17 protein-coding genes and 1 pseudogene are annotated in these 23,108 nt (G+C 43.3%); 13 read left to right on the plus strand and 5 right to left on the minus strand.

Going from position 1 to position 23,108, the window contains the following annotated elements; all coding sequences use genetic code 11:
• Window positions 1-865: 865 nt before the first annotated feature.
• From NBH15_RS26795 to NBH15_RS26855, 13 genes and pseudogenes are all read left to right on the plus strand, one after another.
• On the plus strand, window positions 866-1,252 hold the full coding sequence (locus tag NBH15_RS26795; RefSeq protein WP_250824032.1) for a DUF3244 domain-containing protein: 387 nt from the start codon (window positions 866-868) through the stop codon (window positions 1,250-1,252).
• Window positions 1,253-1,486: 234 nt separating this feature from the next.
• The gene (locus tag NBH15_RS26800) at window positions 1,487-2,098 is read left to right on the plus strand and encodes a Crp/Fnr family transcriptional regulator (protein ID WP_250824033.1); all 612 of its coding nucleotides are present in this window, start codon (window positions 1,487-1,489) and stop codon (window positions 2,096-2,098) included.
• Window positions 2,099-2,294: 196 nt separating this feature from the next.
• Complete coding sequence (locus NBH15_RS26805) at window positions 2,295-3,545, plus strand: aminotransferase class I/II-fold pyridoxal phosphate-dependent enzyme (protein ID WP_250824034.1); 1,251 nt, start codon at window positions 2,295-2,297, stop codon at window positions 3,543-3,545.
• A 514-nt stretch (window positions 3,546-4,059) separates the two neighbouring features.
• The gene (locus tag NBH15_RS26810; RefSeq protein ID WP_250824035.1) at window positions 4,060-4,770 is read left to right on the plus strand and encodes a hypothetical protein; all 711 of its coding nucleotides are present in this window, start codon (window positions 4,060-4,062) and stop codon (window positions 4,768-4,770) included.
• 901 nt (window positions 4,771-5,671) lie between these two features.
• Window positions 5,672-6,553: a hypothetical protein gene (locus tag NBH15_RS26815; protein ID WP_250824036.1), complete on the plus strand. Its 882-nt coding sequence runs from the start codon at window positions 5,672-5,674 to the stop codon at window positions 6,551-6,553.
• A gap of 342 nt (window positions 6,554-6,895) precedes the next feature.
• A complete protein-coding gene (locus NBH15_RS26820) occupies window positions 6,896-7,606 on the plus strand; it encodes a hypothetical protein (protein ID WP_250824037.1) in 711 nt (236 codons plus the stop codon).
• 65 nt (window positions 7,607-7,671) lie between these two features.
• A pseudogene (locus NBH15_RS26825) lies at window positions 7,672-8,526 on the plus strand (ATP-binding protein); the annotation flags it as partial.
• Between the two features lie 228 nt (window positions 8,527-8,754).
• Complete coding sequence (locus tag NBH15_RS26830; protein WP_250824038.1) at window positions 8,755-12,000, plus strand: DUF2723 domain-containing protein; 3,246 nt, start codon at window positions 8,755-8,757, stop codon at window positions 11,998-12,000.
• 3 nt (window positions 12,001-12,003) lie between these two features.
• On the plus strand, window positions 12,004-12,615 hold the full coding sequence (locus NBH15_RS26835) for a polysaccharide deacetylase family protein (protein WP_250824039.1): 612 nt from the start codon (window positions 12,004-12,006) through the stop codon (window positions 12,613-12,615).
• A 98-nt stretch (window positions 12,616-12,713) separates the two neighbouring features.
• Window positions 12,714-13,022, plus strand: a complete 309-nt coding sequence (locus tag NBH15_RS26840; protein WP_233567318.1) for a GIY-YIG nuclease family protein — start codon at window positions 12,714-12,716, stop codon at window positions 13,020-13,022.
• A gap of 62 nt (window positions 13,023-13,084) precedes the next feature.
• The gene (gene queG / locus NBH15_RS26845; RefSeq protein WP_250824040.1) at window positions 13,085-14,104 is read left to right on the plus strand and encodes a tRNA epoxyqueuosine(34) reductase QueG; all 1,020 of its coding nucleotides are present in this window, start codon (window positions 13,085-13,087) and stop codon (window positions 14,102-14,104) included.
• 3 nt (window positions 14,105-14,107) lie between these two features.
• Window positions 14,108-15,397 (plus strand): S28 family serine protease, encoded by a 1,290-nt coding sequence (locus NBH15_RS26850; RefSeq protein ID WP_122327045.1) that lies wholly within the window; start codon window positions 14,108-14,110, stop codon window positions 15,395-15,397.
• 48 nt (window positions 15,398-15,445) lie between these two features.
• Window positions 15,446-16,162, plus strand: coding sequence for a DUF5036 family protein (locus NBH15_RS26855; protein ID WP_250824041.1), 717 nt, complete (start codon window positions 15,446-15,448; stop codon window positions 16,160-16,162).
• Between the two features lie 15 nt (window positions 16,163-16,177).
• Here the strand turns inward: NBH15_RS26855 and NBH15_RS26860 are convergent, their stop codons facing one another.
• The 5 genes from NBH15_RS26860 to NBH15_RS26880 form a co-directional block, all read right to left on the minus strand.
• A complete protein-coding gene (locus tag NBH15_RS26860) occupies window positions 16,178-16,627 on the minus strand; it encodes a YqaA family protein (RefSeq protein ID WP_250824042.1) in 450 nt (149 codons plus the stop codon).
• Window positions 16,612-17,622, minus strand: a complete 1,011-nt coding sequence (locus tag NBH15_RS26865; RefSeq protein WP_250824043.1) for a hypothetical protein — start codon at window positions 17,620-17,622, stop codon at window positions 16,612-16,614. The genes NBH15_RS26860 and NBH15_RS26865 overlap by 16 nt, the downstream gene beginning before the upstream one ends.
• On the minus strand, window positions 17,623-18,891 hold the full coding sequence (purD, locus tag NBH15_RS26870) for a phosphoribosylamine--glycine ligase (RefSeq protein ID WP_250824044.1): 1,269 nt from the start codon (window positions 18,889-18,891) through the stop codon (window positions 17,623-17,625).
• A gap of 277 nt (window positions 18,892-19,168) precedes the next feature.
• On the minus strand, window positions 19,169-21,373 hold the full coding sequence (locus NBH15_RS26875) for a S9 family peptidase (protein ID WP_250824045.1): 2,205 nt from the start codon (window positions 21,371-21,373) through the stop codon (window positions 19,169-19,171).
• Window positions 21,354-22,952, minus strand: a complete 1,599-nt coding sequence (locus NBH15_RS26880; RefSeq protein WP_250824046.1) for a THUMP domain-containing protein — start codon at window positions 22,950-22,952, stop codon at window positions 21,354-21,356. The genes NBH15_RS26875 and NBH15_RS26880 overlap by 20 nt, the downstream gene beginning before the upstream one ends.
• Window positions 22,953-23,108 lie beyond the last annotated feature (156 nt).

Below are 23,108 nucleotides of genomic sequence, written 5' to 3' on the forward strand. Positions count from 1 at the left end.
GCATTTACAAGAGCTGTTTAATAAGACTAATTTCAATGATGTCAAAGAACAATTTAATCCCCTTATTCCGGGATTATTTGATTAATTAATAACTCGTCCCGATTTTAACGGGACACTAGTGAGGAGCTTTATCTTCTCAAATAGAGGAGAAGATAGGCTCACAGGAACATATAAATAATCAAATGGCGGAAATGGAACGAATTCGCCAAAATAATGCGACATTGCAGACTCAAAATGAAATATTACAGGGAGATATAAAAAAATATATTTCCACTTTGAAAAAAAAAAGGAGAGGAGTTAAAAACGTATGAATACCTGACTGCAGAAAATACTTATTTATTTGAACGACAAAGATACTTGTGCTCTCAATTAATTAAGCATATAAATATACTCGATTGTTTAAAGTCTGATCCGAAATATATTGAGGAGTCCCAATGGCCTGAAATTTTTGAATCGATAAATATCGTTTATCCGAATCTAATTGGGCGTTTGAAGAATGACTTTTCTTTAACAGATAGTGATCTCCTAATGTGCTGCTTGATAAAATTACAATTGAATAATTCTATTATAGCCGAATTGGCGGCTATTTCTCCCTCTTCTGTAACCAAGCGCAAGCAACGTTTAAAAGAGCGGATCAATCAGCATCTAAAGACTCCGCTAGGGGTTCAAACTTCCATTGAAACTTATCTTTGGAAGTACTGAGAAAATTCTTGTCCACATTTTACCTTTGACTCCTGTTTTTAAAGTGCTTATTATTAAGCTTTAGAGTGTTTTTTCCTGTCCACCTTGTTGTCCATTAGTTTTTAACCTGTATCTATTATAAACCGCATACCTTTGTAGGGTAGAAATTTATAAAATTATCGTTATGAAAAAGATCTTTAAAAAGCTTGCGTGGGCATTATGCGTATTTTTTGTTTTCAGTAGTCTATTACTGCAGAGTGTTTCGGCGGAGGGAAATAAAAGAGTATCACTTTTGGGAACTTGGGAAGAATGTACGCGTTCCATTTCTTCTTCAATTCCAATCTCCGCTTTTGTTAATGATGGTGTTTTATCCATTCATAGTAGTACTCAACGTTCCGATATAACAATATGTATATCGAAAGACGGAAAGGTTCTTTATGAAGAAATGATTCCGGCATCGGAGACGGACTGTATTCTGATAGATTTAAGTGGTTTTAATCCAGGTGCTTATTCTGTAAAATTGAAAAACCAATGGAATGATTTTCTTTTGGGGGAATTTATTTTTGAATGAAAAGTTGTGAAATGAAATATTCCAAAAAGCGAAGTTAGATATAGCGTGAAGTACACTGACTGCCCATTTGAGAATATTTAGTATGTGCTGTGAAAAATGAAATATCAACTAAGGATAGACGGTAGTTGATTACTTATCTAATTTGATAATTCGGATATAATATAACTTTGTGTTGGAGCATCAGATATATAATTCCTTCTAGAAAGGAGATTAATAGAACAAAATGAAAAGTGTATGAAAACAAATATAGCTTTATTAATCGAACAAGCTGTAAACATCATCGACTCCTTAAACGATGGATTACGGCTTACCATGGAAGAGCAGCAATTCTTTTGTGATCACTTTGAACGTGAAGAATTAAGGAAAAATGAGTTCGCGATCAGAATAGGAAATTATGAGAAATACCTTTATTTTATTGAGGTAGGAATTCTCCGCTATTGGGCTGCACTTAACGACAATGATCCGGATAAAGAGGTGACATTCTGGTTTTCATTTCCAGGTGAGTTTGCTAATTCCTATTTTTCTTTGAAGGAAAATGTGCCCTCACTCATCAATATCCAAGCCTTGACGGAGTGTGTAATCTGGAAGTTGCCAAAGAATGATTTAATCTATTTATATCAAACTTCATTGAATATAAATAAAATCGTAAAAATTGTATTAGAGGATGCCCTCTGCAGAAAGATAAACAGAGAAGTACGGCTTTTAGGTTCTTCAGGTGAAGAACTTTATAAAGACCTCATAACAAAGAATAAAGATTTAATACAGAATATACCTTTAAAATACATAGCCTCATACATTGGTGTAACGCCTCAGAGATTAAGTCAAATACGAAAGAAAATTAGATAAAGACGACAAACAAATTTCTTAATAGTTCTTATATATATTCTATATCAGTAATTAATTAAAATAGTTTCATCTATTAGTACGAATAGAGGTCATATCTTTGAAATTCATGTGAATAAATTATTAGATATAATTTTTGTAATCTTTCTTTTGATAGACAATCAAGAGAGGATAGTAATTGAATTATAAAGCATTGCTTATGAAGAGTGAATTTGATAATATGACATTAAAGGACTTCGAAAACCGAGGTCAAAACCTGTTAACGAGAGCGAAACAGATCGATGATTATATCTCATACAGATACAAAATACAGCATTTACCTTATCGTGTTATATCCTTAACTGGTTCTAGTGCACGTATAAAGGTGATTGATCCTTATACCAACAGGGAAAAAGAGATGATCAGTTTCGTGTCGAACGATTATTTGGGTCTGTCGCATCACCCAGAGGTTATCAATGCCAGTATAAGAGCGCTTGAACAATATGGAGCTGGGGCAGGTGCGAGTCCGTTAATTGGGGGGCATAATTATCTTCACGAGCAATTAGAACAAGAAATAGCTCGTTTTCTTAGAAACGAATATGCTATTTCATATACATCTGGGTATGCAGCTAATTGTAGCACATTATTGGCCATCATGGGAAAAGAAGATATTGCCATTATGGATATGTTCACCCACGCAAGCGTTTTCGATGGTTGTTTGTGTACTAATACAAAAAGATTTCTCCATAATAATATAGATTCCTTATCACATGTTTTAAAGAATACAAAAGAATATAAGAATCGTTTTGTAATTATTGATGGAGTATATTCACAGGAGGGAGATGTAGCTCCTTTGGATAAAATTTATACTGTTTGTAGAGAATATAATGCATTTCTAATTGTTGACGACGCTCATGGGATCGGAGTATTGGGAAAGACTGGTAGAGGGATTATTGAGGATTACAATTTGTTGGATAAAGTGGATATGATCACTGGTACATTTAGCAAGTCTTTCGGTTCTGTTGGGGGATATGCGATAGCAAGGAAAGAGATTATAACTCTGCTTAGGTATTATTCTCGACAAAACATATTTTCAGCAGCTGCTACTCCTCAGGCTGCGGCATCAGCTATAAAAGCAATTCAGTTAGTGGATAAAGAACCCAAATTAAGAAATAGTATTCTTGAAAACATAGAATATTTCAAAAATGGTCTTGAGATAATTGGTCTTGATTATGGAAATACAGTATCTGCAATCTTTCCTGTTATGGTACGTAATGAGCAAAATGTAAAAGAAGCATCTCGTGTATTATTTGATCAGGGAGTATATGTTAATCCAATAAGTTACCCAGCTGTGCCGGAAAAATTATCTCGTCTTCGCTTTAGCATAACAGCAATGCATACCCAAAAAGATTTAGATGAGACTTTAGATATCCTAGATAGTATAAAAAATATCTACAAATTATGCAAATAAGAAAAATAATTGTATTATGGAAAGTGAATAACAACTATACTCACTAAAAAGCCAAAAGTAGAGATGATTAATGTAATAATAGAATTGAATAAATTTTTCACTTGTAAGTCTCAGGAGTATTAAATATAAAAATACTTTCATTAAAATGTGATATTAATGAAATTTTATTCATTATTTATTCTTGTCTTTGTCCCTATATTTGTGAATGATAATTTACTGAATGTTTAATTAAAAAAATAAAGAGTATGAGGATGTTGTATTTATAAATTAGTGATATAAGTATAGTATATCAAAATATGATTTTGAAATTAATATAACGAAATCATTTCAATTGAGTTCATTTGATTCAGGTAAGCTTTTTATCTGAATTATTATGAAAGAACATATATTAGTGAAAATAAGGATTTCATTGATTTTACCTCTCATGAACATTTTGATTGGTAATAATAAACTTATAATCTAATTCAAAATGCGAAAATAAAAGCCGTTTTTATTTAAATTAAAAAATGAAATTATGAAAATTTTAAATTTTAGAATTAATTTATTACTTTTGTTAGTTATGATGTGTGCTGTATTTTCTTCATGCAAATTTGATGATGACGAAAAGATGTATTCTTTAAGGAGTTATAACGAGACTTATGCATTGTTACGTCCTTATATAATGGTGAATGAATCTGATGAATTTGAACTGGATGCTGTATATAAGGAAGTTGCTGATTCCTTGAGTATTAATCCAGGCCATATATCGAAATTGCAAGGAGATTTGTATGTTATAAATCAACAAATAAAGAAAGCCTTGAATGATCCTTCATGCACACAAGTTTTGATGATTACAGAACGTCAAGGTGCTCTTATTAAAAAAACGACACCTAATCTTGAATATGAGATTAGTTCGAAGGATATGAGTATATTGGCCACACGTGCTAATACTTCCATGAATATTGATCCTAATCAAGAAAGCAATGCAATTTTTACTGGTGGACCACAGGTAAGAACAGACATTAACATTTCTCCGGGATGGGCTTCTCCTTATGTGTTAAATTTTACTTGTAGAACAGGAAAGTTAAATAATGGAAGAGATTATATTTTTTGGACAGGGACAGCTGGTTCCACATTTACAAACTACTGGTATGCTAACAGTCCCAATGGAAATAATACCCAATGGAACTTCAATGCACATGGGTTAAGTAATGGGGCCACTGGATACGTATCCTTTCAATGGTGAAAGGAAAGATTATTGATAGCTATCCTCTTTAATCAATTGTTTTTTAGATAATCAAATAAAGTTTAAGTGAAATAGTTATGTTTAAAATATTCATTTGATATGAAATTTTGAAATAGGATAACGATCTTAGAATATTAGTTGTATTTATAATAAATGAGCCAGGTAAATGGTCTTTTTACCTGGCTTTTGTATATTCGTGTTATGAAGTTTTGTTAAGGTTAATATGTTTGATTTTAGTGATATATTATGATTTATATGGTCAATATGAAATTGTTGTTGTTTTTTGGAGAATGTATGCTAATATTCCAAATAGAATGTGACTATTTCTCTTAAATCGGATATGGATTTAGTGACTTTGAATCAATATAATTATTAATCTGTCTGCGAGGACTATTCATCTTTATGGACATATTCAGAAAATAAGGAATTTCAAGCGCAAACTTCACTTCTGCAATTTTTTAGTTGTTTGAGTGGTCTTTTGTTTGGAACATCGATAGTTCGTTAAATATTAGATTCAAATTTATACTGCTATTGTCGCAAACTTGATGCCTTCTTCACATAACTTCCGATTTATTCCCGTATTTGGTTGAATCCCTAATATGGACATAAACCGTTGTATGAGAAACATGTTGTGGCGCGATACTTTCACGGAAGCTATCGATAAGTAGGTTACTTTTTCTAATGCTTTGGCTTTAGCCAGAATTACACTGGGCAGTGAAGTATTAAAGTGGAAATGTAGTTTGTACAAATCCCGGCTTTGACAATCGGTCAATCATTTATCTTTATCACTGATTTGACCAACACATTGTTTATTATCTAAAGATAAGGATTGATTGTTTAACGAACTATTGCTATAAGATTAATACATTTTATTCTAATGTAATTATAAATATCTACAATTATGAAGAGAGGCTTAATTTATTTATCGGTAGCATTAATAGGACTCCTTATGTGCCAATGCGAATTTAATACAACTGAATCTCCTAAAACAGAAAATTCAGAAGTAACAACAGAGATCAATGCGGAAATATTAACGATTGATCAGAAAAAGAATGATGAGATAAACCAGAAAAACCAAGAATCATGGCGGGAAGCTAAGAAACTCCAGTTTGCTGATTCTGACTTTTTACAAACAAAACAACTGATGTCAGATGATGCCATTGCACCCTATGATTACCATACTGGTCTTGTTGGAGATAAAGCATATAATAATATTGTTTATATGAAGGCTTTGGAAAGAGTAAAAAAACATTTGTCAGTAGTGGATGGCCGGCTTGTTCCAAAGTTGAAATCAGGGGCGGAAGTCAGAATAGCAGAAGATCTGTATAATTTTATACTCAATGTTATTGATTCTTGGAATCAATGGATAAAAGAAGGTAAATTTGAAATTATAAAAACAGATAATGGATATGATATAGCGCCTGTTATTGATGATAAAATGCAGCCTTTATCTTATGCAAAAGATCTTACACGAATGGGACATAGTGAACGCTGGACTGCCATAAAAGAAGTTGTCGATAAGGCTCCGGCAGGAACATATATACATGAACATTTCTTATTAAACTTTGGAACAAGTACCCTTTATGGAGAGTATACTGGAACAGATTCTAAAAAAAGAAGATACTCTGTTTCCGATGGCTGTGGTACATGGGGAGAATCAGATCCTAATTGTATATATAACTATATTGCATATGATGCTGATATTAATGATTCGCAATTTTATATTTATAGCTTAAGAAACTCAAATCATCAAAGCCTTGCAAGTTATCAATTACAAAAATAGTATAATCGTACAATTATTCCATAGAAAGATAGGGCGTCTGGTTTTCGACGCCCTTCTTTTGCCTCAGTTATGGTTTACTACTAGATATGCCATAAACAGGAGGCAGATATCGTCCTGATTGTTATGTCATCTTTTTTTTGTCATTCTTGAATAATAAAATGTTTATAGATGATGACCTGCTGTATTACCGGATGAGTATCTCTTAAAAATACGAAACGTTCTCATAATTCGGGTATTATCTGTCCGGGAATTCTAACATTGGTGTATCTTTGCTCCGGAACGAATGAAAGATAAGGTTTGTGGGTGGAAGTAAGAAAAGTATTAATTTAAGAAAATACGATTATGGATACTCTGAATTTAAAATTTCGTTTATTGCTTTTATTGGTTACGGTAGGTACTGTTTTAGGTTCATGCGCATATGATGACGATGAAAAGATGTACTCTTCGAGGAGTTATGATGAGACTTATGCATTGCTGCGTCCTTATATAATCGTGAATGAATATGATGAGTTTGAGCTTAGTGCAACCAAGGAGGTTACCGATCCGTTGAGAATTTATCCGGGGCATATTGCAAGACTAAAAGGTGATTTGCATAGTATAAATCTACAAACGAAAAAAGCATTGAACGATTACCAATGTTCGCAGGTTCTGATGGTTACGGAACTCCAGGGCGTCCTGGTTAAGAAAACAGCTTTTAACCTTGCATATGAGATTGGTTCGAATGATCCGGGTCTGATAGCCACGCGGGCCGATGCTTCTATGGTTATTGATTCTGAAGAGGGGGGAAGTGCCTCTTTCACCGGTGGAACTCAGGTAAGGACAGATATTTCCATTTTTCCGGGTCGGAATTCTCCCTATGTGTTGACTTTTGATTGCAGTACCGGGAAGTTAAGTAATGATCAGGATTATATTTATTGGGTGGGTACAGTCGGTACAACACTTACAAACTGGTGGCATGCCAACAACCCCAACGGGAATAATACTCAGTGGAGTTTCAATGCGAATGGTTTAAGCAATGGGGCTTGCGGACATGTCTCTTTCCAATCGCGATAAAATCGCACTCACCCCGGTCTTTGTATACAAAGTGCTTGTCGGTCAACGTCGTGCTGGTAAAAGCTATCTTTATAAGTGGTTCTAATTCAAAGATGTTATCAGGAGAACTTGCCACTCTTTTGTCCGGACGATATGTGAATTTTGAGATATTTCCGTTTAGTTATCAGGAATATATCGGGATAACCGGAAAAGACGATCACAGGCAAAGTTATTTAGACTATATGGAAAGTGGGGCGTTACCTGAATTATTTATCTTACCTAACAATGAGACGAGGCGTAATTATGTTGCGGCAATTAAAGATACCGTATTATTAAGGGATATTATACAACGAAATAGCATAAAGGACCCTAAGTTATTGGAAGATATTTTTATATATCTTGTGAACAATGCCTCTAACCTGATTTCGATAACCAATATTTTGAATTTCTTTAAAAGCAAGAAGCGGAAAACAACCTATGATACTATTTCTAACTATATTGGCTATATAGAAGATACGTTTCTTATTCATAAAGTTGAACGTTATGATATAAGAGGAAAGGAGACGATTTCCGGCAATTGCAAATATTACATTAATGACCTTGCTTATAAAAATTATCTTTATCCGGGTTTTGCCTACGGAATCGGTTATAAGCTGGAAAATCTTGTCTATTTACAATTGCGGCGTTCCGGATATGATGTGTATGTCGGTGCTATGCGGGATAAAGAAGTTGATTTTGTCGCTATGAAAGGGGATCATATTCTTTATTTGCAAAGTACCTACTTGTTGTCAGATGAGCAAACGGTCCGTCGTGAATATGCGCCTTTGGAAGCAATTCAGGATAATTATGATAAGTATGTAGTTTCTTTTGATGAGATTTCGTATCCTTCCAATAAGGGCATAAAACATATTCAAGCCTGGAAACTGGCAGAGGTAATCTGATCAAAGTAACCGATGAAAAGGCGGTTTTTGCTATATGACATCCGTGTCATATTATTGTCATCTTCAGTCAGCTAAAAATCAGACTTTTTTTAATATAATTCTAATCTCTTCAATACAATTTATGGAGTATTAAGGCGTTGGTATTAAACGTAAATGCTTACCTTTGCGGCCGACTGTCCGTGTGAGGATGGCGTAATTTGACAACTAATTATCACACTTTATACAAACATGAGAAAGTATAAACTAATCAACAACGTGTTGGGATGGATCGTTTTTCTGATCGCTTCAACCGTTTATTTGATGACTATCGAACCCACTGCCAGTTTCTGGGATTGTGGTGAGTTCATCTCTTCTGCTTTTAAACTGGAAGTTGGGCATCCGCCCGGAGCACCGTTCTTTATGTTGACGGCCAACCTGTTCACGCAGCTGGCGTCGGATACTTCCACAGTGGCTAAAATGGTCAATTCGATGTCGGCACTCTTTAGCGGGCTGACAATCCTGTTCCTGTTCTGGAGTATCACACACCTGGCCCGTAAGATCATGGTGGACGATGAGAATGAAATCTCATTGGGTCAGATGATCACAATTATGGGTAGCGGTCTGGTAGGAGCATTGGCCTATACATTTAGCGATACATTCTGGTTCAGTGCCGTGGAAGGTGAGGTATATGCTTATTCTTCTCTGTTTACTGCATTGGTTTTCTGGCTAATCCTGAAGTGGGAAGAGGCGGCTGACCGTCCGCATGCCGACCGCTGGATCGTACTGATCGCTTACCTGATGGGGTTGAGTATCGGTGTCCACCTGTTGAACTTGCTTTGTATCCCGGCTATCGTGCTGGTTTATTACTATAAGAAATTCCCGAATCCTACGATGAAGGGGACTATCTATGCGTTGCTGGTTTCGTTCGCAATTGTCGGACTGATGATGTATGGTGTCGTACAGGGATTGGTTGAAGTCTGCGGCTATTTCGAACTGTTGTTTGTCAATGTGTTGGGAATGCCTTACAATTCAGGTGTATTTGCCTATGTGATTGTATTGACCGCTGTGCTAATCTGGTCTATTTGGGAAACGATGCGCGATGAAATTAACCCGGTACGCATGAAGGTGGCGTTTATCCTGTCTATCGTATTGGTGGGTGTGCCGTTTATCGGAAGCGGCTATGTGCTGGCGGTTATTCTGACAGGTGCCCTGACTGCTTATTTGTTTATGAGCAAGAAGGTGAATATCAAGATGCTGAATACCGTATTGGTTTGCCTGATGGTAATCGTTGTCGGTTATTCTTCTTATGCGCTGACGATGATCCGTGCGACGGCCGATACGCCGATGAACCAGAATGCACCGAGCGATATTTTCACTTTGCGTTCTTATCTGGCTCGTGAACAGTATGGTAAAACACCGTTGTTGTACGGACAGACGTTTGCTTCGGAAGTACAGCGTGAGAACCAGGGCGGTAACTGTGCTCCTGTAACCAAGGAAGGTGAAGCTGTATGGAGCCGCGTCATCAAGAAAGATCCGAGTGAAAAAGACAAATATTTTGTTTCGCGCCACGATGTTGAATATGAATATGTAGACGAACTGAATATGCTTTTCCCACGTATGTACAGCAATGTGGATGCGCATGTGGGAGCTTATAAGGAATGGTCGCAGTTTAAGGGAGAACCTGTGAAGTTCAACCGTTGTGGTGAGAACGTGACGGTGATGAAGCCGACGTTTGCCGAAAACCTGCGTTATTTCTTTGCCTATCAGCTGAACTTCATGTACTGGCGTTACTTCATGTGGAACTTCTCCGGCCGTCAGAATGATATCCAGGGAAATGGTGAAGTGATGAACGGAAACTGGATTACCGGTATCAAGGCAATCGACGAGGTGCTTGTAGGTCCGCAGGACAACATGCCTTCCGATATAGCTGACAATAAAGGACATAATGTATATTATATGTTGCCGCTCCTGCTCGGTATCCTGGGGCTTTTGTATCAGGCTTATTCCGGACAGCGCGGTATCCAGAGTTTCTGGATCACTTTCTTCCTGTTCTTTATGACAGGTATCGCTATCGTGCTCTATCTGAACCAGACGCCGTATCAACCGCGTGAACGAGACTATGCGTATGCTGGCTCCTTCTATGCCTTCTGTATCTGGATCGGGTTCGGTGTCGCGGCCCTGGCGAAGCTGATGCAGAAATACGGCAAGTTGTCTCCGGTGGTGGCAGGTTCTGTTGCGACAGTACTGTGCCTGTTCGTGCCTATCCAGATGGCGGGTCAGAACTGGGACGACCATGACCGTTCGGGACGTTATGTTTGCCGTGATTTCGGTGCTAACTACCTGGAATCGTGCGAACCGAATGCCGTGATCTTTACCAATGGCGATAACGATACTTTCCCGTTGTGGTATGCACAGGAAGTGGAGGGTATCCGTACCGATGTCCGTGTATGTAACACCAGTTATTTGCAGACAGACTGGTATATCGACCAGATGAAGAAACAGGCGTACGAATCGGCTCCGCTGCCTATTTCATGGGACCGTGCCGATTATATACAGGGTACACGCGATGCTGCCTATATTGTCCCGATGATGGATAAACCTATCGACTTGAGTACCGGGCTGAACTTTGTACGCAGCAATGATCCGAAATTCAAGAAGATACCTGGTTTCAATCAGGAACTCGACTATATCCCTTCGGAAACGCTTATCTATAAGGTGGATTCAGCGACAGCCGTTGCCAAAGGCCTGGCTACCGATTCGACCGGTTTATTGAAGGAAATGACAATCAGCCTGAAAGGCAAGACTGCTTTGGGCAAACAGGAACTGATGATTCTGGATATGTTGCAGACCAATAATTGGGAACGTCCTATTTATTATGCGATCACCGTAAATCCTGATCAGTTTGTCGGTCTGGACGGTTACTTCGAACAGACCGGTCTCGCTTACCAGATCGTTCCGAAGCAGGCGAATAAAGGTACCAACACGGAAAAGATGTACGACAACGTGATGAATAAGTTCAAATGGGGTGGCGTAGACAAACCGGGCGTTTACATCGACGAAAACGTGATGCGTATGTGCAAGAGCTACCGTATGGCATTGTTCAATAAGTTGGCTGAAGACCTGTTGAAGGAAGGTAAGAGTGAAAAAGCGCTGAATGTACTGAATAAATGTATGGAAGTACTGCCGCCGGAGAATGTTCCGTTGGATTATACCGCTCTTACGACAGGCGAATTGTATTATGCGCTCGACCAGGATGAAAAGGCAGAAGAGGTCTTTACCGGAATTGCAGAGAATGCAATGCGCAATATCGACTGGTTCTTCCGTCTGAGACCTTCTCAGCTGGCCTCTGTAACGAGAGAGTTGGAACATAACCTGGCTGTCATGAATCAAGTGCTGACAGTCAGCAAACATTATAATCCCGAATTCGCTGCTAAGTATCAGGAAGAGTTTGACAACTACCGGATGGCTTGGGGTTCGGTGCGTGGAAATAAATAACGTATGTTTATAGAACAACCGCCCTGGTTCTACAGGGTCCTGTTCCCAGGGGTAATCTGGCGGATACCGGCCAAGGAGAAGTGTGTATATCTCACCTTCGACGACGGCCCAATTCCCGAGGTTACCCCTTGGGTTTTGGATATACTCGATAAATATGAAGTGAAGGCTACCTTCTTCTGTGTAGGGGATAATGTCCGCAAACATCCGGATATCTATCAGATGGTGCTCGACCGCGGTCATCGGGTAGGGAACCATACTTACAATCATATCCAGGGACTTCAATACTGGACGAAGAATTATCTGGATAACATAGAGAAGGCTGCCGAATATATTCAGAGCGATTTATATCGTCCTCCCCACGGGCATATGCGTTTTCCGCAGGTTGTTGCCTTGCGCCGGAAGTACAAGATCATCATGTGGGACGTGGTGACCCGCGATTACAGCCCTCACATGACTCCGAACGGTGTCTTCAATGTGGTAAAGAACTATACCCGCAACGGCTCCGTCATTGTCTTCCACGACTCCCTGAAAGCCGAAACGAACATGCGCGAAGCCATGCCTCGCGCTATCGAGTGGTTGCAGAAGGAAGGGTATACTTTTAAAGTGTTTGAATAATCTGTCATGGCGGGCTTGACCCGCCATCTCATCCTACATGACATATTTGTTTAGGGTGAGATCCCGGATCGAGTCCGGGAGGACATAATTAATAAGCTGTGATAAAAAATATACATCAGTATTGGATATACATGTTAACCAATGAGCATGGAAATGTTTTATATACTGGCGTTACCAATAATTTGGAACGGCGGATAAGGGAACATAAAAGTGGTGAGATACCGGGTTTTACCAGTAAGTATAATTGTGTAAAACTTGTTTATTTTGAAGAGTTTAATAGTATAGATGAAGCTATAGCCCGAGAAAAACAGTTGAAAAATTGGAAAAGATGCTGGAAGAATGCACTTATTGTGGATATGAATCCAGAGTGGAAAGATTTAGCAGCAGATTGGGATATGTGTATTTGAGTAGGATGCGGTGGCGGGTCAAGCCCGCCATGACAGAATGTTGAAGTTTCTATTTAGTCGAGATGCATAGTTTATCCATATTAATAAAGAACAAAGCGAAGGAATTAGGCTTCGATGCCTGCGGAATAGCTGAAGTGGCTTCCGCAGACACCGAAGTTTTGTTTTTTGACCGGTGGATAGCCGAAGGATGTCATGCCGGCATGAAATATATGGAGAACTACCGTGATATCCGGCTCGATCCTGCGGGGTTGGTGGAAGGTGCCCGTTCCGTTATTTCCGTGGCCCTTAATTACTATCCGGCACAGAAGCAATCTCCTGGTTCCCCGCGCATTTCCTATTATGCTTATGGGAAGGACTATCATATCGTTGTGAAAGACAAACTCCGGCAGCTTTGGGAATACATAACAAGCCTTGTCCCCGTGCTTGACACGGGGCCGCAAGTGAGCAGGCCGTTTCGACCGGAAAATGAGGAGACCGGTTCCTCGGCGGCCCCGTGTCAAGCACGGGGACAGGCTGACTCTACCCTTCCTGTCGCCCGCTTCTTCACCGACTCTGCTCCCATTCTGGAGCGTTACTGGGCCTGGAAAGCCGGTCTTGGCTGGATTGGGAAGAATACCAACCTGATTATACCCGGTAAAGGCTCCTTTTTCTTTCTCGGAGAGATCGTCACAACCCTGGAACTGGATTACGACACCCCTCAGAAGAATCGTTGCGGTGCCTGCCGCCGTTGCCTCGATGCCTGTCCGACAGGTGCCCTGGAACGTCCCGGCCACCTGAACGCAAACAAGTGCATCTCTTACCTTACGATCGAGCATAAAGGCGATATCCCTTCCGAACAGGCTTCCCGCCTGGGCGACCGCCTCTACGGTTGCGACACCTGCCAGGAGGTCTGTCCCTGGAACCGCTTTGCCAGTCCTACCCGTGAAGTGGCTTTTTCTCCTTCACCGGCTTTCCTGTCTTTGAAAAAAGAAGACCTTCGCTGCTTTACCCGCGACGATTATAATCGTATCTTTGCCGGGTCGGCTGTGAAACGAGCCAAATATGAAGGACTGATAAGAACAATAAATAACAAAAAAGAATAAGCCATGAGAAGAACATTCAATCTTCTGCTTCTCTCTTTTCTCTGTACCCTGGCTGCCTTTGCCGCGCCGGGCGAACTGAAGGAGAAGCTTGCCGCCCTGAAAGGGATCACCAGTGTCGAACAACTGGAATCGGACGTCTATCCCGAAAAATATCTTGTACGTATCACCCAGCTTGTCGACCCTAAAAATCCGGAAGCCGGCACTTTCACCCAGCGTGTTGTTGTAGGCCATGTCGGTTTCGATCGCCCGACCGTTATTGTCACCGAAGGGTATGGTGGTGCTTATGCCTTGAACCCCAAATATGAGGAGGAACTGACCAAGCTGCTGAATGCCAACCTGGTCTTTGTGGAGTATCGTTATTTCCTGGAATCCACACCCGAACCCTGCAACTGGGATTATCTGACTGCCGAAAATTCCGCTTACGACCTGCATAACGTCAACCAGACTTTCAAGCAGCTTTATACCGGCAAATGGATCAGCACCGGTATCAGCAAAGGCGGCCAGACTACCATGCTTTACCGTGCCTTTTTCCCGGACGACGTGGATATATCCGTCCCTTACGTCGGTCCGCTGTGCAAAGGCGTTGAAGACGGTCGCCACGAACCGTTCCTCCGTAAGGTCGGTACAAAACAGGAGCGCCGCAAGATAGAAGCGTTCCAGAAGGAGGTCTTGAAACGCAAAGAAGAGATTATCCCTTTGCTGGAGGCTTTTTCCAAAGAAAAGAACCTGGAATACCGTATCCCGATGCCCGAAGTACTCGATTATTGCGTGCTGGAGTATCCTTTTGCCTTATGGCAGTGGGGAACGTCCGTATCTGTTATTCCTTCTCTCCATTCCGATACCCCGACGCTGTTCAAACATCTGATGGATATCAGCAGTCCCGACTATTTTGCGGAGAACCAACCTACTATTTCTTTCTTTGTTCAGGCCGCCCGCGAGTTGGGTTATTACGGATATGACACGAAGCCGTTTAAGAAATACCTCACCATCGACAGTAGTAAAGGTTATCTGAACCGCATCATGTTGCCTAAAGAGCTGGTCGGCAAGGTCGAGTTCCGCCCCGCCCTTTACCATAAGATTTATGATTTTCTGAAGGACAATGATCCGAAGATGATCTTTATTTACGGTGAAATCGACCCGTGGAGTGCAGCCCATGCTCCGGTTTTCAAAGGAAAGAAGAATGAACAGGTCTACTTCCAGCCCCGCGGTAGCCATCGTGCCCGCATCGGTAATATGCCTGAAGATATGAAGGAAAAGATCTTGACGCAGCTGAATCAGTGGCTGGCGGAATAACATAAACACTTTGTGTGTGTTTCCTATTGTAAAACTATTAATTGATAAATGATGAAAAAGAAGCTATTATTTCAACTTCTGTTTGTTGCGAGCGTATTTTTCGCAACATCTTGCTCCGATGATGATTCAGTAGAATTGGAGGATGTCACCACATTGAATATGCTCAATGAGGATAACGGAAAAACGTATCTGGGCAATTCGGATATTTATATCACGGATGAAAACAATTTCAGCGGCTCGTCGTGCCTGCTTGTGGAACTCGGTGGTGCAAACGGGATTGGAAAGGTTGTTCCTCCCAGGGTCGGAGACGGGCTCGTGCGGAAGGCGGCCGTGTTGCCGGGATGCCTTTACCAGGCCTTCAATCGCAATTCGATACTCGAATTTCCTTCCGGAAAACCTGCGATTGCTCTCGAAGCCTCTTATTACCAGTTTTATGTTGAATCTGAAATCGTGAAGGATATAGCGAATACGGGAACGGCTGTCAATGTGGGAGCCGTAGTCAAATATGCCCCCGTTTATCCCGATCCGCAGGGCTTGCCGGAATACGGCAGCGTGATCGGTGAGGTGAGTAACAGTGGTGATGTTGTGGAAATGGATTTTCCGAAAGATGTCGAGTTCTTATACTCAACTTCCGATGGATTTGAGATAACGACCGATGGTGGTAAATTGACAGTTACCTATTATTATTGGACCGATTCGAAAGAATACTCCATCTATGTGCGCCGCGGTAGTATCTTTACGAAAGTCATCATTCAAGTAGTATAATAAGGGAAAGAAAGTTTAAAACATTCCCTGCACCTTATATACAAACTCCATCCATACCCAATAGCGGATGGCTTTGCCCAGGAACATGGAGATGGCGACGATCCAGACGTTGGCGCGCAGGAAACCGAGCGCTACCGCGATAAAGTCGCCGATGCCGGGGAGGAAGACGAAGAAACCCATCCAGGAACCTTTACCGGCAATCCAGTCCTGTACCTTTTGCAGCTTTTTGGCATCCAGTTTGAGGTATTTCTCGATCCATTCCACTTTTCCCAGCATGCCGAGCCAGTAACAGCTCATGCCGCCCAGGAAGTTACCCAATGTGGCAGCGACCATGCAGGGCCAGTAGGCAGAACCAGCCAGTAAAACACCGGTCAGGACGACTTCGCTGTTGAAAGGCAGGATCGTCGCTGCGAGGAAAGAGGCGATGAACACCCCGATATATCCGTATTCTATAAGAAATTCCATAGGTGTAGAAACAAGAGAGCGATAAATAGAACAATGGTGGAATAGAAGGTCCAGAAAACTATCTTACCCCGCATGACGGTGAAGAAATGGGCGATCAGCATGGCAGAGGGGATACAGGCTGTCTCCAGAAACTCTTCCGATGCCTGCTCGTACAGGAAATAGAGCGCAAAGGCCCACACCGACATACAGATCAGGAAGGACAGGAACTGGCGTGTACGCAGCACATCTTCGTATTCGTGCGTGATGATGTTGATGGCGGATACAGCCGTCAGCATGGCGATGGCGATGATGCCGACCCAGTCGAGCAACCCGATGCCGGCAGCGGCCAGGATGCGTATCTTGAACAGCGTGGCAAACGGAATCGTGAACGGCGTGAAGTCGCGGAACCAGATACACCAGCCCAGCAGGAACCAGTAGACGGTACCTACACCGAGCAGGGAGGCTAGAAAGGTACGGATACTCAAGCTCCTGAAGTTATACATCCCTATCCAGAACAGAGGAATGAACCAGAGGATATGTATCCATAGCAGGCTTCCGATCCCGATCAGCAGAGAGGCATTGTAGGCTTTGCCCTTGGCACCGGGGTCGTGGTAAGATGTGAATAGCTGATAGATGGCCAGAATCAGGCAGAATACGCCGACTGAGGTGGATTTCAGCGGCAGAAAATCCGGGTTGGTACTGATGAACAGTACATAAAACAGGAAAGGTAACAACGTCTTCTCGCGGATCAGTACCAGGACATAGTTGGCACGGTGGAGCAGGAAGGCGCCCCCGAACATCAGCAGCATGCCGATAGCATAGGTGAAAGCCTTGCCGGGCAATACCTGGCAGATAGCATTCCACAGAGGCGGTGCCGTCACTTCTCCATACACCGGATAGCCGACCGAGTTCAGATAACTCACGATCCAGCAGGCGACACAGGCCATCAGGGTACAGGCAAAAGTTGCCGGTCCCGAAATGGTGTGTCTGCGAGAATAGCTGTATGTATTGTTCATTTACAAATCGAACCCGATGTCGCTTCGGAAATATTTCTTGTCGAACATGATGGTTTTTGCTCCGGCGAATGATTTGGCCAGGGCTTCTTCCTTATTGGCTCCGTAGGAGCTGACAGCGATGACACGTCCGCCGTTGGTCATGATCCGGTCGCTGGCGGAGACGGTGCCGGCGTGGAAGATGATGTTGTCGGAGGTGATGTCGTTCAGCCCGTAGATCAGTTTGCCCTTTTCGTAGGCTTCGGGATAACCGCCGCTTACCAGCATGACCGTAACGGCTGCACGCGGGTCTATTGTCAGGGTGCGCTTGTCGAGGTTACCTTCGGCCACGCCTTCCAGCAGGTCTACCAGGTCGCTCTGGATGCGGAGCATGACCACTTCCGTTTCCGGGTCGCCCATACGGCAGTTGTATTCGATTACCTTGGGATCGTTCTCATTGATAAGACCCAGGAAGATGAAACCTTTATAGTCGATACCTTCCGCTTTCAGACCTTCGATGGTCGGACGGATGATCTGTGCTTCTACTTTGGCCATATAAGCCTCGTCGGCAAATGGAACAGGGGAAACGGCACCCATACCGCCGGTGTTTAGGCCGGTATTGCCTTCGCCGATCCGTTTGTAGTCTTTGGCTACGGGGAGCACCTTATAGTTCGTACCGTCGGTCATGACGAATACCGAACATTCGATACCTGTCAGGAACTCTTCGATAACCACTGTCTTGCTGGCATCGCCGAACATACCGTTCAGCATGTCGCCCAGTTCTTTTTTCGCTTCTTCCAGCGTTTCGAGGATGAGTACGCCTTTGCCGGCGGCCAGTCCGTCAGCTTTCAGTACGTAAGGGGCAGGCAACGATTCGAGGAAGGCGTATCCTTCGGCGATATTTTCGGCTGTGATGCTCTTGTAACGGGCGGTCGGTATGTTATGGCGCATCATGAATGCTTTGGCAAAGTCTTTGCTGCCTTCCAGCTGCGCACCGGCTTTGGACGGGCCGATCACGGGGATGCCGGCTAGCGAGGTGTCGTTTTTGAAGAAGTCGTAAACACCTTTTACCAGCGGGTCTTCCGGACCAACAACAACCATGTTCACATCGTTAGCCAGTACAAAGTCTTTGATGGCGGCGAAATCGTCCGCCTTGATATATGCATTGGTTCCCACCTGTGCAGTACCTGCGTTGCCGGGGGCAATGAATAACTTATCCACTTTCGGACTTTGGGAAATCTTCCAGGCTATTGCATGTTCGCGGCCGCCGGAGCCTAATAGTAATATGTTCATATCGTCGTAATTTATTATTGTCTTTATAATTTATTATCGTTATAGTCTATTACTGTTGTTATACTGTAATATCTCACATGGCTTTAGCCTTAGTTCAATTGCCGTCTGCTTTAGCTGACGGTTTAAAAGCTGTTCTTTTTTTGGGCTTCAGCCACATTTCTCTTATTAATCAATAACTATAATCAGTAAGAAATGGGACTAAAGTCTAATGAATATATCTCCATTAACTATCCGTCAGCTGAAGCAGACGGCAAATAAACCTGTCAACTATCAACTACTACTTCAGATAGTCATCGAAATACCGTGTTATCTTCTCGTAGAGATGCGGGCGGTCTTTGCCTGTCACGTTGTGCTCGTGACGGGGGTAGACGAAATAATCGGGATAGGTATCTGCATCCACGCAGGCTTTCAGAAAGCCCAGGCTGTGTTGCCATACCACTACCGGGTCGATATCGCCGTGTATCTGGAGGAGATGGCCTTTTAGGTTGCCTGCCTTCAGTTTCAGGTTGGCGTTCTTATACCCTTCCGGATTATCCTGCGGACGGTCCATATAACGCTCTCCATACATGATTTCGTAGTTGCTCCAGTCGATCACCGGGCCGCCGGCAACACCGACTTTGAAGACGTCGGGATGCGTCAGGATCAGGTTGGTCGTCATGAAGCCGCCGTAGCTCCATCCGTGTACACCGATACGGTCGGCATCCACGTAAGGAAGCGATTTCAGATATTCCACACCTTTCATCTGGTCGGCCATCTCGTTGACGCCCAGGTTACGGTGGATCACGCTTTCGAAAGCGAATCCCCGGTTGGATGTGCCGCGGTTGTCGACCGTGAAAACCACGTAGCCGCGTTGTGCCATATAGATATCCCAGCCTCTTACACCGTTCTGCCAGTCGCCTGTTACCAGTTGCGAGTGGGGGCCGCCGTAGACGTAGACGATGGTCGGATATTTCTTGCTTTCATCCAAGCCGACAGGTTTGACCAGGCGGAAATGCAGGTCGGTCGTACCGTCGGCAGCCTTTATGGTGCCTGCTTCTATTTCAGGCAGGACATAACCTTTGTAGGGGTCTTTAGCTGTCAGGAGGTTTTTGATCTCCTTGCCGTCTTTTGTGCGGATCAGGTTGATGATGCGCGGGATTTTCGGTGCGTCGTAACTGTCGATCGCATATTTACCGGAGGCACTGACCGAAAGGCTATGTACACTTTCCAAGGCGGCATTTGGAGTCAGCAGGGATGTATCTCCCTTCTTCAGATTCAGCTTCCAGCCGTTTACATTCATCGGAGTGCCGTAATTGAACGAACTCCGTATATGCGGCTGGGTGGAAGTGATAAACAGGTTCTCGCCTTTGGCGTCGAAACCGATTACCTGGGTGACTACCCATTCTCCCTGTGTCAGTTGTTTCAATTGTTTGCCGGTAGTGTCATACAGATACAGGTGGTTGTATCCGTCTTTCTGGCTTTGCCAGATGAATTTGCCGGGATCGTTCGGGAGAAAGAGTACCGGATATTGCGGCTCTACGTAATGTTCGTTCGTTTCTGTGAAAAGGACGGCTTCTTTCTTGCCGGTCAGGGCGGAATAGCGGACCAGATTCATTTCATCCTGTTCGCGGTTCAGTTCGGCAATATAGATGCTCTTTTCGTCCGGGCTCCAGGCAATGTTGGTAAGGAACTTTTCTTTCGGGGTTCCGGTTTCCAGCCAAACGGTTTCGCCTGTCGAGAGATTGTACACACCGACTGTCACCTCATGGCTCTTCATGCCGGCCATCGGATATTTAACCGGTTCGGCTTTTGCGCAACGGGCATCGATATTGACGATAGGATAGTCTGTGACCATGCTCTCGTCCATCCGGTAGAAAGCCAGGGCGGAGCCTGCCGGTGACCAGAACAGTCCTTTGCTGATGCCGAATTCACGTTGATGGACTGCCTGTCCGCATACGATTCCGTCTTTTGTTTCACGTGTAACAATGCTTGTCTGATTCTCCGGAGAAAGAATCTGTATGTTGTTTCCCACCGTGAATGCCAGGCAGTTATTGGCCGGGCAGAAGTCGTAGTTCGATCCTTTGCTGTCCAGCTGGTAATTGCCGGTTATCTTGTTTTCGGCAAAATTGTAATGCAGACGGTGGCCTTTACTGGTAAAAGCCAGTACCGGCTGGTCCTTGTAAGGAACCGAAAATCCGGGCAGGCTGCCTACCGTCGGAAGTCCGGCTGCCGAAAGCGCCTCATTGAGCCGCCTGCGTGTAAAGGCAACCTGCTCTTTCTTTTCGGGTACGCCGCTTATCATGCTGTCTCCTTTGGCATACAGGTAGGTATCCCCGCACCATTGCAACTGTTTGAGACTGGCCGGGACGAACTTATTGTGTGTCTTCCCTCCCGGAAGCAGGTCGTGTAATGTGAGTTGTTTGTCCTGTGCCATCAGCGTCATGGATGTAGATAAAGCGAACACGCAAAGAACCAGGAAGTGTTTAATCTTCAAAGTCATCATTGTCCTCTCTTCTGAATGGTTTCTTGAATGGACGGCCTTCTCCGCGTTTTCTGTCTCCGAAGTTCTTTCTGTTTTTAGAGAACCTGTTGTCTTCGTCTCTGTAACGCATTTTGACGGGGCGTTTTTCGCCGGCTTTGTGCAGAATCGGGCGAACCGGGCGTTCACCACGTTCGCCTCCGAACTGTTTGCGAGCAGGACGGCCGTCACCGCGTTCTTCACCGAAGAACCGTTTTCCCGGTGCTGCGGATGTACGTTCGTTTTCGTCTTCACTGTGAGCGGCGGCAAAACGACGGTCGGGGCGGTCCATGCGGTCAGTCTTGAAATTCGGGCGACCTGCAGGACGGGTGTCATATCTTTTTTCAGGGAATGAGGGTCTCGGGCGTGAGGCGGAATCTTCCGTTCTTTCCGCACCTTCCTCGTTCAACGCTTTCTTATAGTCTTTGTTCTTTCCTTCAAATATTTCGTAGCAACGGTATTCGCAGTCGAGCGAGCCGTTGATCAGCTTCATCCGTTCGCTGGGGCGCAGGCCGATCTTGTCGAAACATTCGTCTTTGTAGCTGAGTATCCATACCTTATATCCGGTAAACACATGTTTGACGCGTTCGCCGATCATATTATAAAGTCCCAGCAGGTCGCGGGAGGAGATACGTTCGCCATAAGGCGGATTGGTTACCAGGATACCCGGTTGCGGCGCTTCCGTATATTGCTGGAACGGCATCGTTTTCAGTTCGACGTATTTGGCCAGGCCTGCGCTACGGATATTCTTCTGGGCAATCTCGATAGCGGCCGGGTTGATATCCGAACCGTAGCATTTGAAAGTGAACTCGCGTTCCTGGCTTTCGTCGTTATAGATGCGGTCGAACAGTTCTTGGTCGAAGTCGATCCATTTCTCGAAAGCGAACTCCTTGCGGTGGATACCCGGGGCGATGTTCAGGGCGATCATAGCCGCTTCGATCAGCAGCGTACCGGAACCGCACATCGGGTCGACGAAATTGGATTCGCCTTTCCAGCCTGTCTTCAGAATCATACCGGCAGCCAGTACTTCGTTCAGCGGCGCTTCGGTCTGTTCCACGCGGTATCCGCGTTTGTGAAGGCTCTCGCCCGAACTGTCGATAGACAAGGTACAATCGTTGTGCGAGATATGTATATTGATGTATAAGTCGGGATTGTTCACACGTACGGAAGGGCGTTTGTTGTGCTTCTCCATAAAGTAGTCAACGATCGCATCTTTTGTACGGTAAGCCACGAATTTAGAGTGATTGAAATCTTCTGAATAGATCACGGAGTCGATCGCGAACGTCTTGTCCAGTGACATGTAGTTTTCCCATACGACCTTTTTCACTTCCTTGTAAACAGTATCGGCATCTTTTGCCTTGAAATGATAGATCGGTTTCAGGATGCGTAAGGCGGTGCGGCAACAGAAGTTGGCTCTGTAAAGCACTTCTTTGTCTCCTGTGAAGGATACCATCCGGCGGCCAATCTCTATGTCGTTGGCGCCTATAGCTAATAACTCACCGGCCAGTATTTCTTCTAACCCGTACAGGGTTTTGGCCACCATTTCAAATGTCTCGTTATTCATTTGCGTGCGTTGTAAGAAAAGATATTTATTTAGTTATGCGAATCAGGAGTTGAAAACAGCTTCTGATTCAGGTTTTAAAAATTTATAATTCAGTTAATTATCTCATTGTTTTATTTTATATTCTCCTTGAAAATCAATATATTAGAGTAATAATTC

The sequence above is a fragment of the Parabacteroides caeci genome (assembly GCF_023656795.1).
GTDB lineage: Bacteria > Bacteroidota > Bacteroidia > Bacteroidales > Tannerellaceae > Parabacteroides > Parabacteroides segnis.

Coding starts and splice junctions, on each gene's coding strand:
- NBH15_RS26850 (WP_122327045.1), top strand. CDS start 14,108: ATGAGAAGAACATTCAATCTTCTGCTTCTCTCTTTTCTCTGTACCCTG.
- purD (WP_250824044.1), bottom strand. CDS start 18,891: ATGAACATATTACTATTAGGCTCCGGCGGCCGCGAACATGCAATAGCC.
- NBH15_RS26800 (WP_250824033.1), top strand. CDS start 1,487: ATGAAAACAAATATAGCTTTATTAATCGAACAAGCTGTAAACATCATC.
- NBH15_RS26875 (WP_250824045.1), bottom strand. CDS start 21,373: ATGATGACTTTGAAGATTAAACACTTCCTGGTTCTTTGCGTGTTCGCT.
- NBH15_RS26815 (WP_250824036.1), top strand. CDS start 5,672: ATGAAGAGAGGCTTAATTTATTTATCGGTAGCATTAATAGGACTCCTT.
- NBH15_RS26865 (WP_250824043.1), bottom strand. CDS start 17,622: ATGAACAATACATACAGCTATTCTCGCAGACACACCATTTCGGGACCG.
- queG (WP_250824040.1), top strand. CDS start 13,085: ATGCATAGTTTATCCATATTAATAAAGAACAAAGCGAAGGAATTAGGC.
- NBH15_RS26795 (WP_250824032.1), top strand. CDS start 866: ATGAAAAAGATCTTTAAAAAGCTTGCGTGGGCATTATGCGTATTTTTT.
- NBH15_RS26855 (WP_250824041.1), top strand. CDS start 15,446: ATGATGAAAAAGAAGCTATTATTTCAACTTCTGTTTGTTGCGAGCGTA.
- NBH15_RS26830 (WP_250824038.1), top strand. CDS start 8,755: ATGAGAAAGTATAAACTAATCAACAACGTGTTGGGATGGATCGTTTTT.
- NBH15_RS26835 (WP_250824039.1), top strand. CDS start 12,004: ATGTTTATAGAACAACCGCCCTGGTTCTACAGGGTCCTGTTCCCAGGG.
- NBH15_RS26805 (WP_250824034.1), top strand. CDS start 2,295: ATGAAGAGTGAATTTGATAATATGACATTAAAGGACTTCGAAAACCGA.
- NBH15_RS26860 (WP_250824042.1), bottom strand. CDS start 16,627: ATGGAATTTCTTATAGAATACGGATATATCGGGGTGTTCATCGCCTCT.
- NBH15_RS26820 (WP_250824037.1), top strand. CDS start 6,896: ATGGATACTCTGAATTTAAAATTTCGTTTATTGCTTTTATTGGTTACG.
- NBH15_RS26810 (WP_250824035.1), top strand. CDS start 4,060: ATGAAAATTTTAAATTTTAGAATTAATTTATTACTTTTGTTAGTTATG.
- NBH15_RS26880 (WP_250824046.1), bottom strand. CDS start 22,952: ATGAATAACGAGACATTTGAAATGGTGGCCAAAACCCTGTACGGGTTA.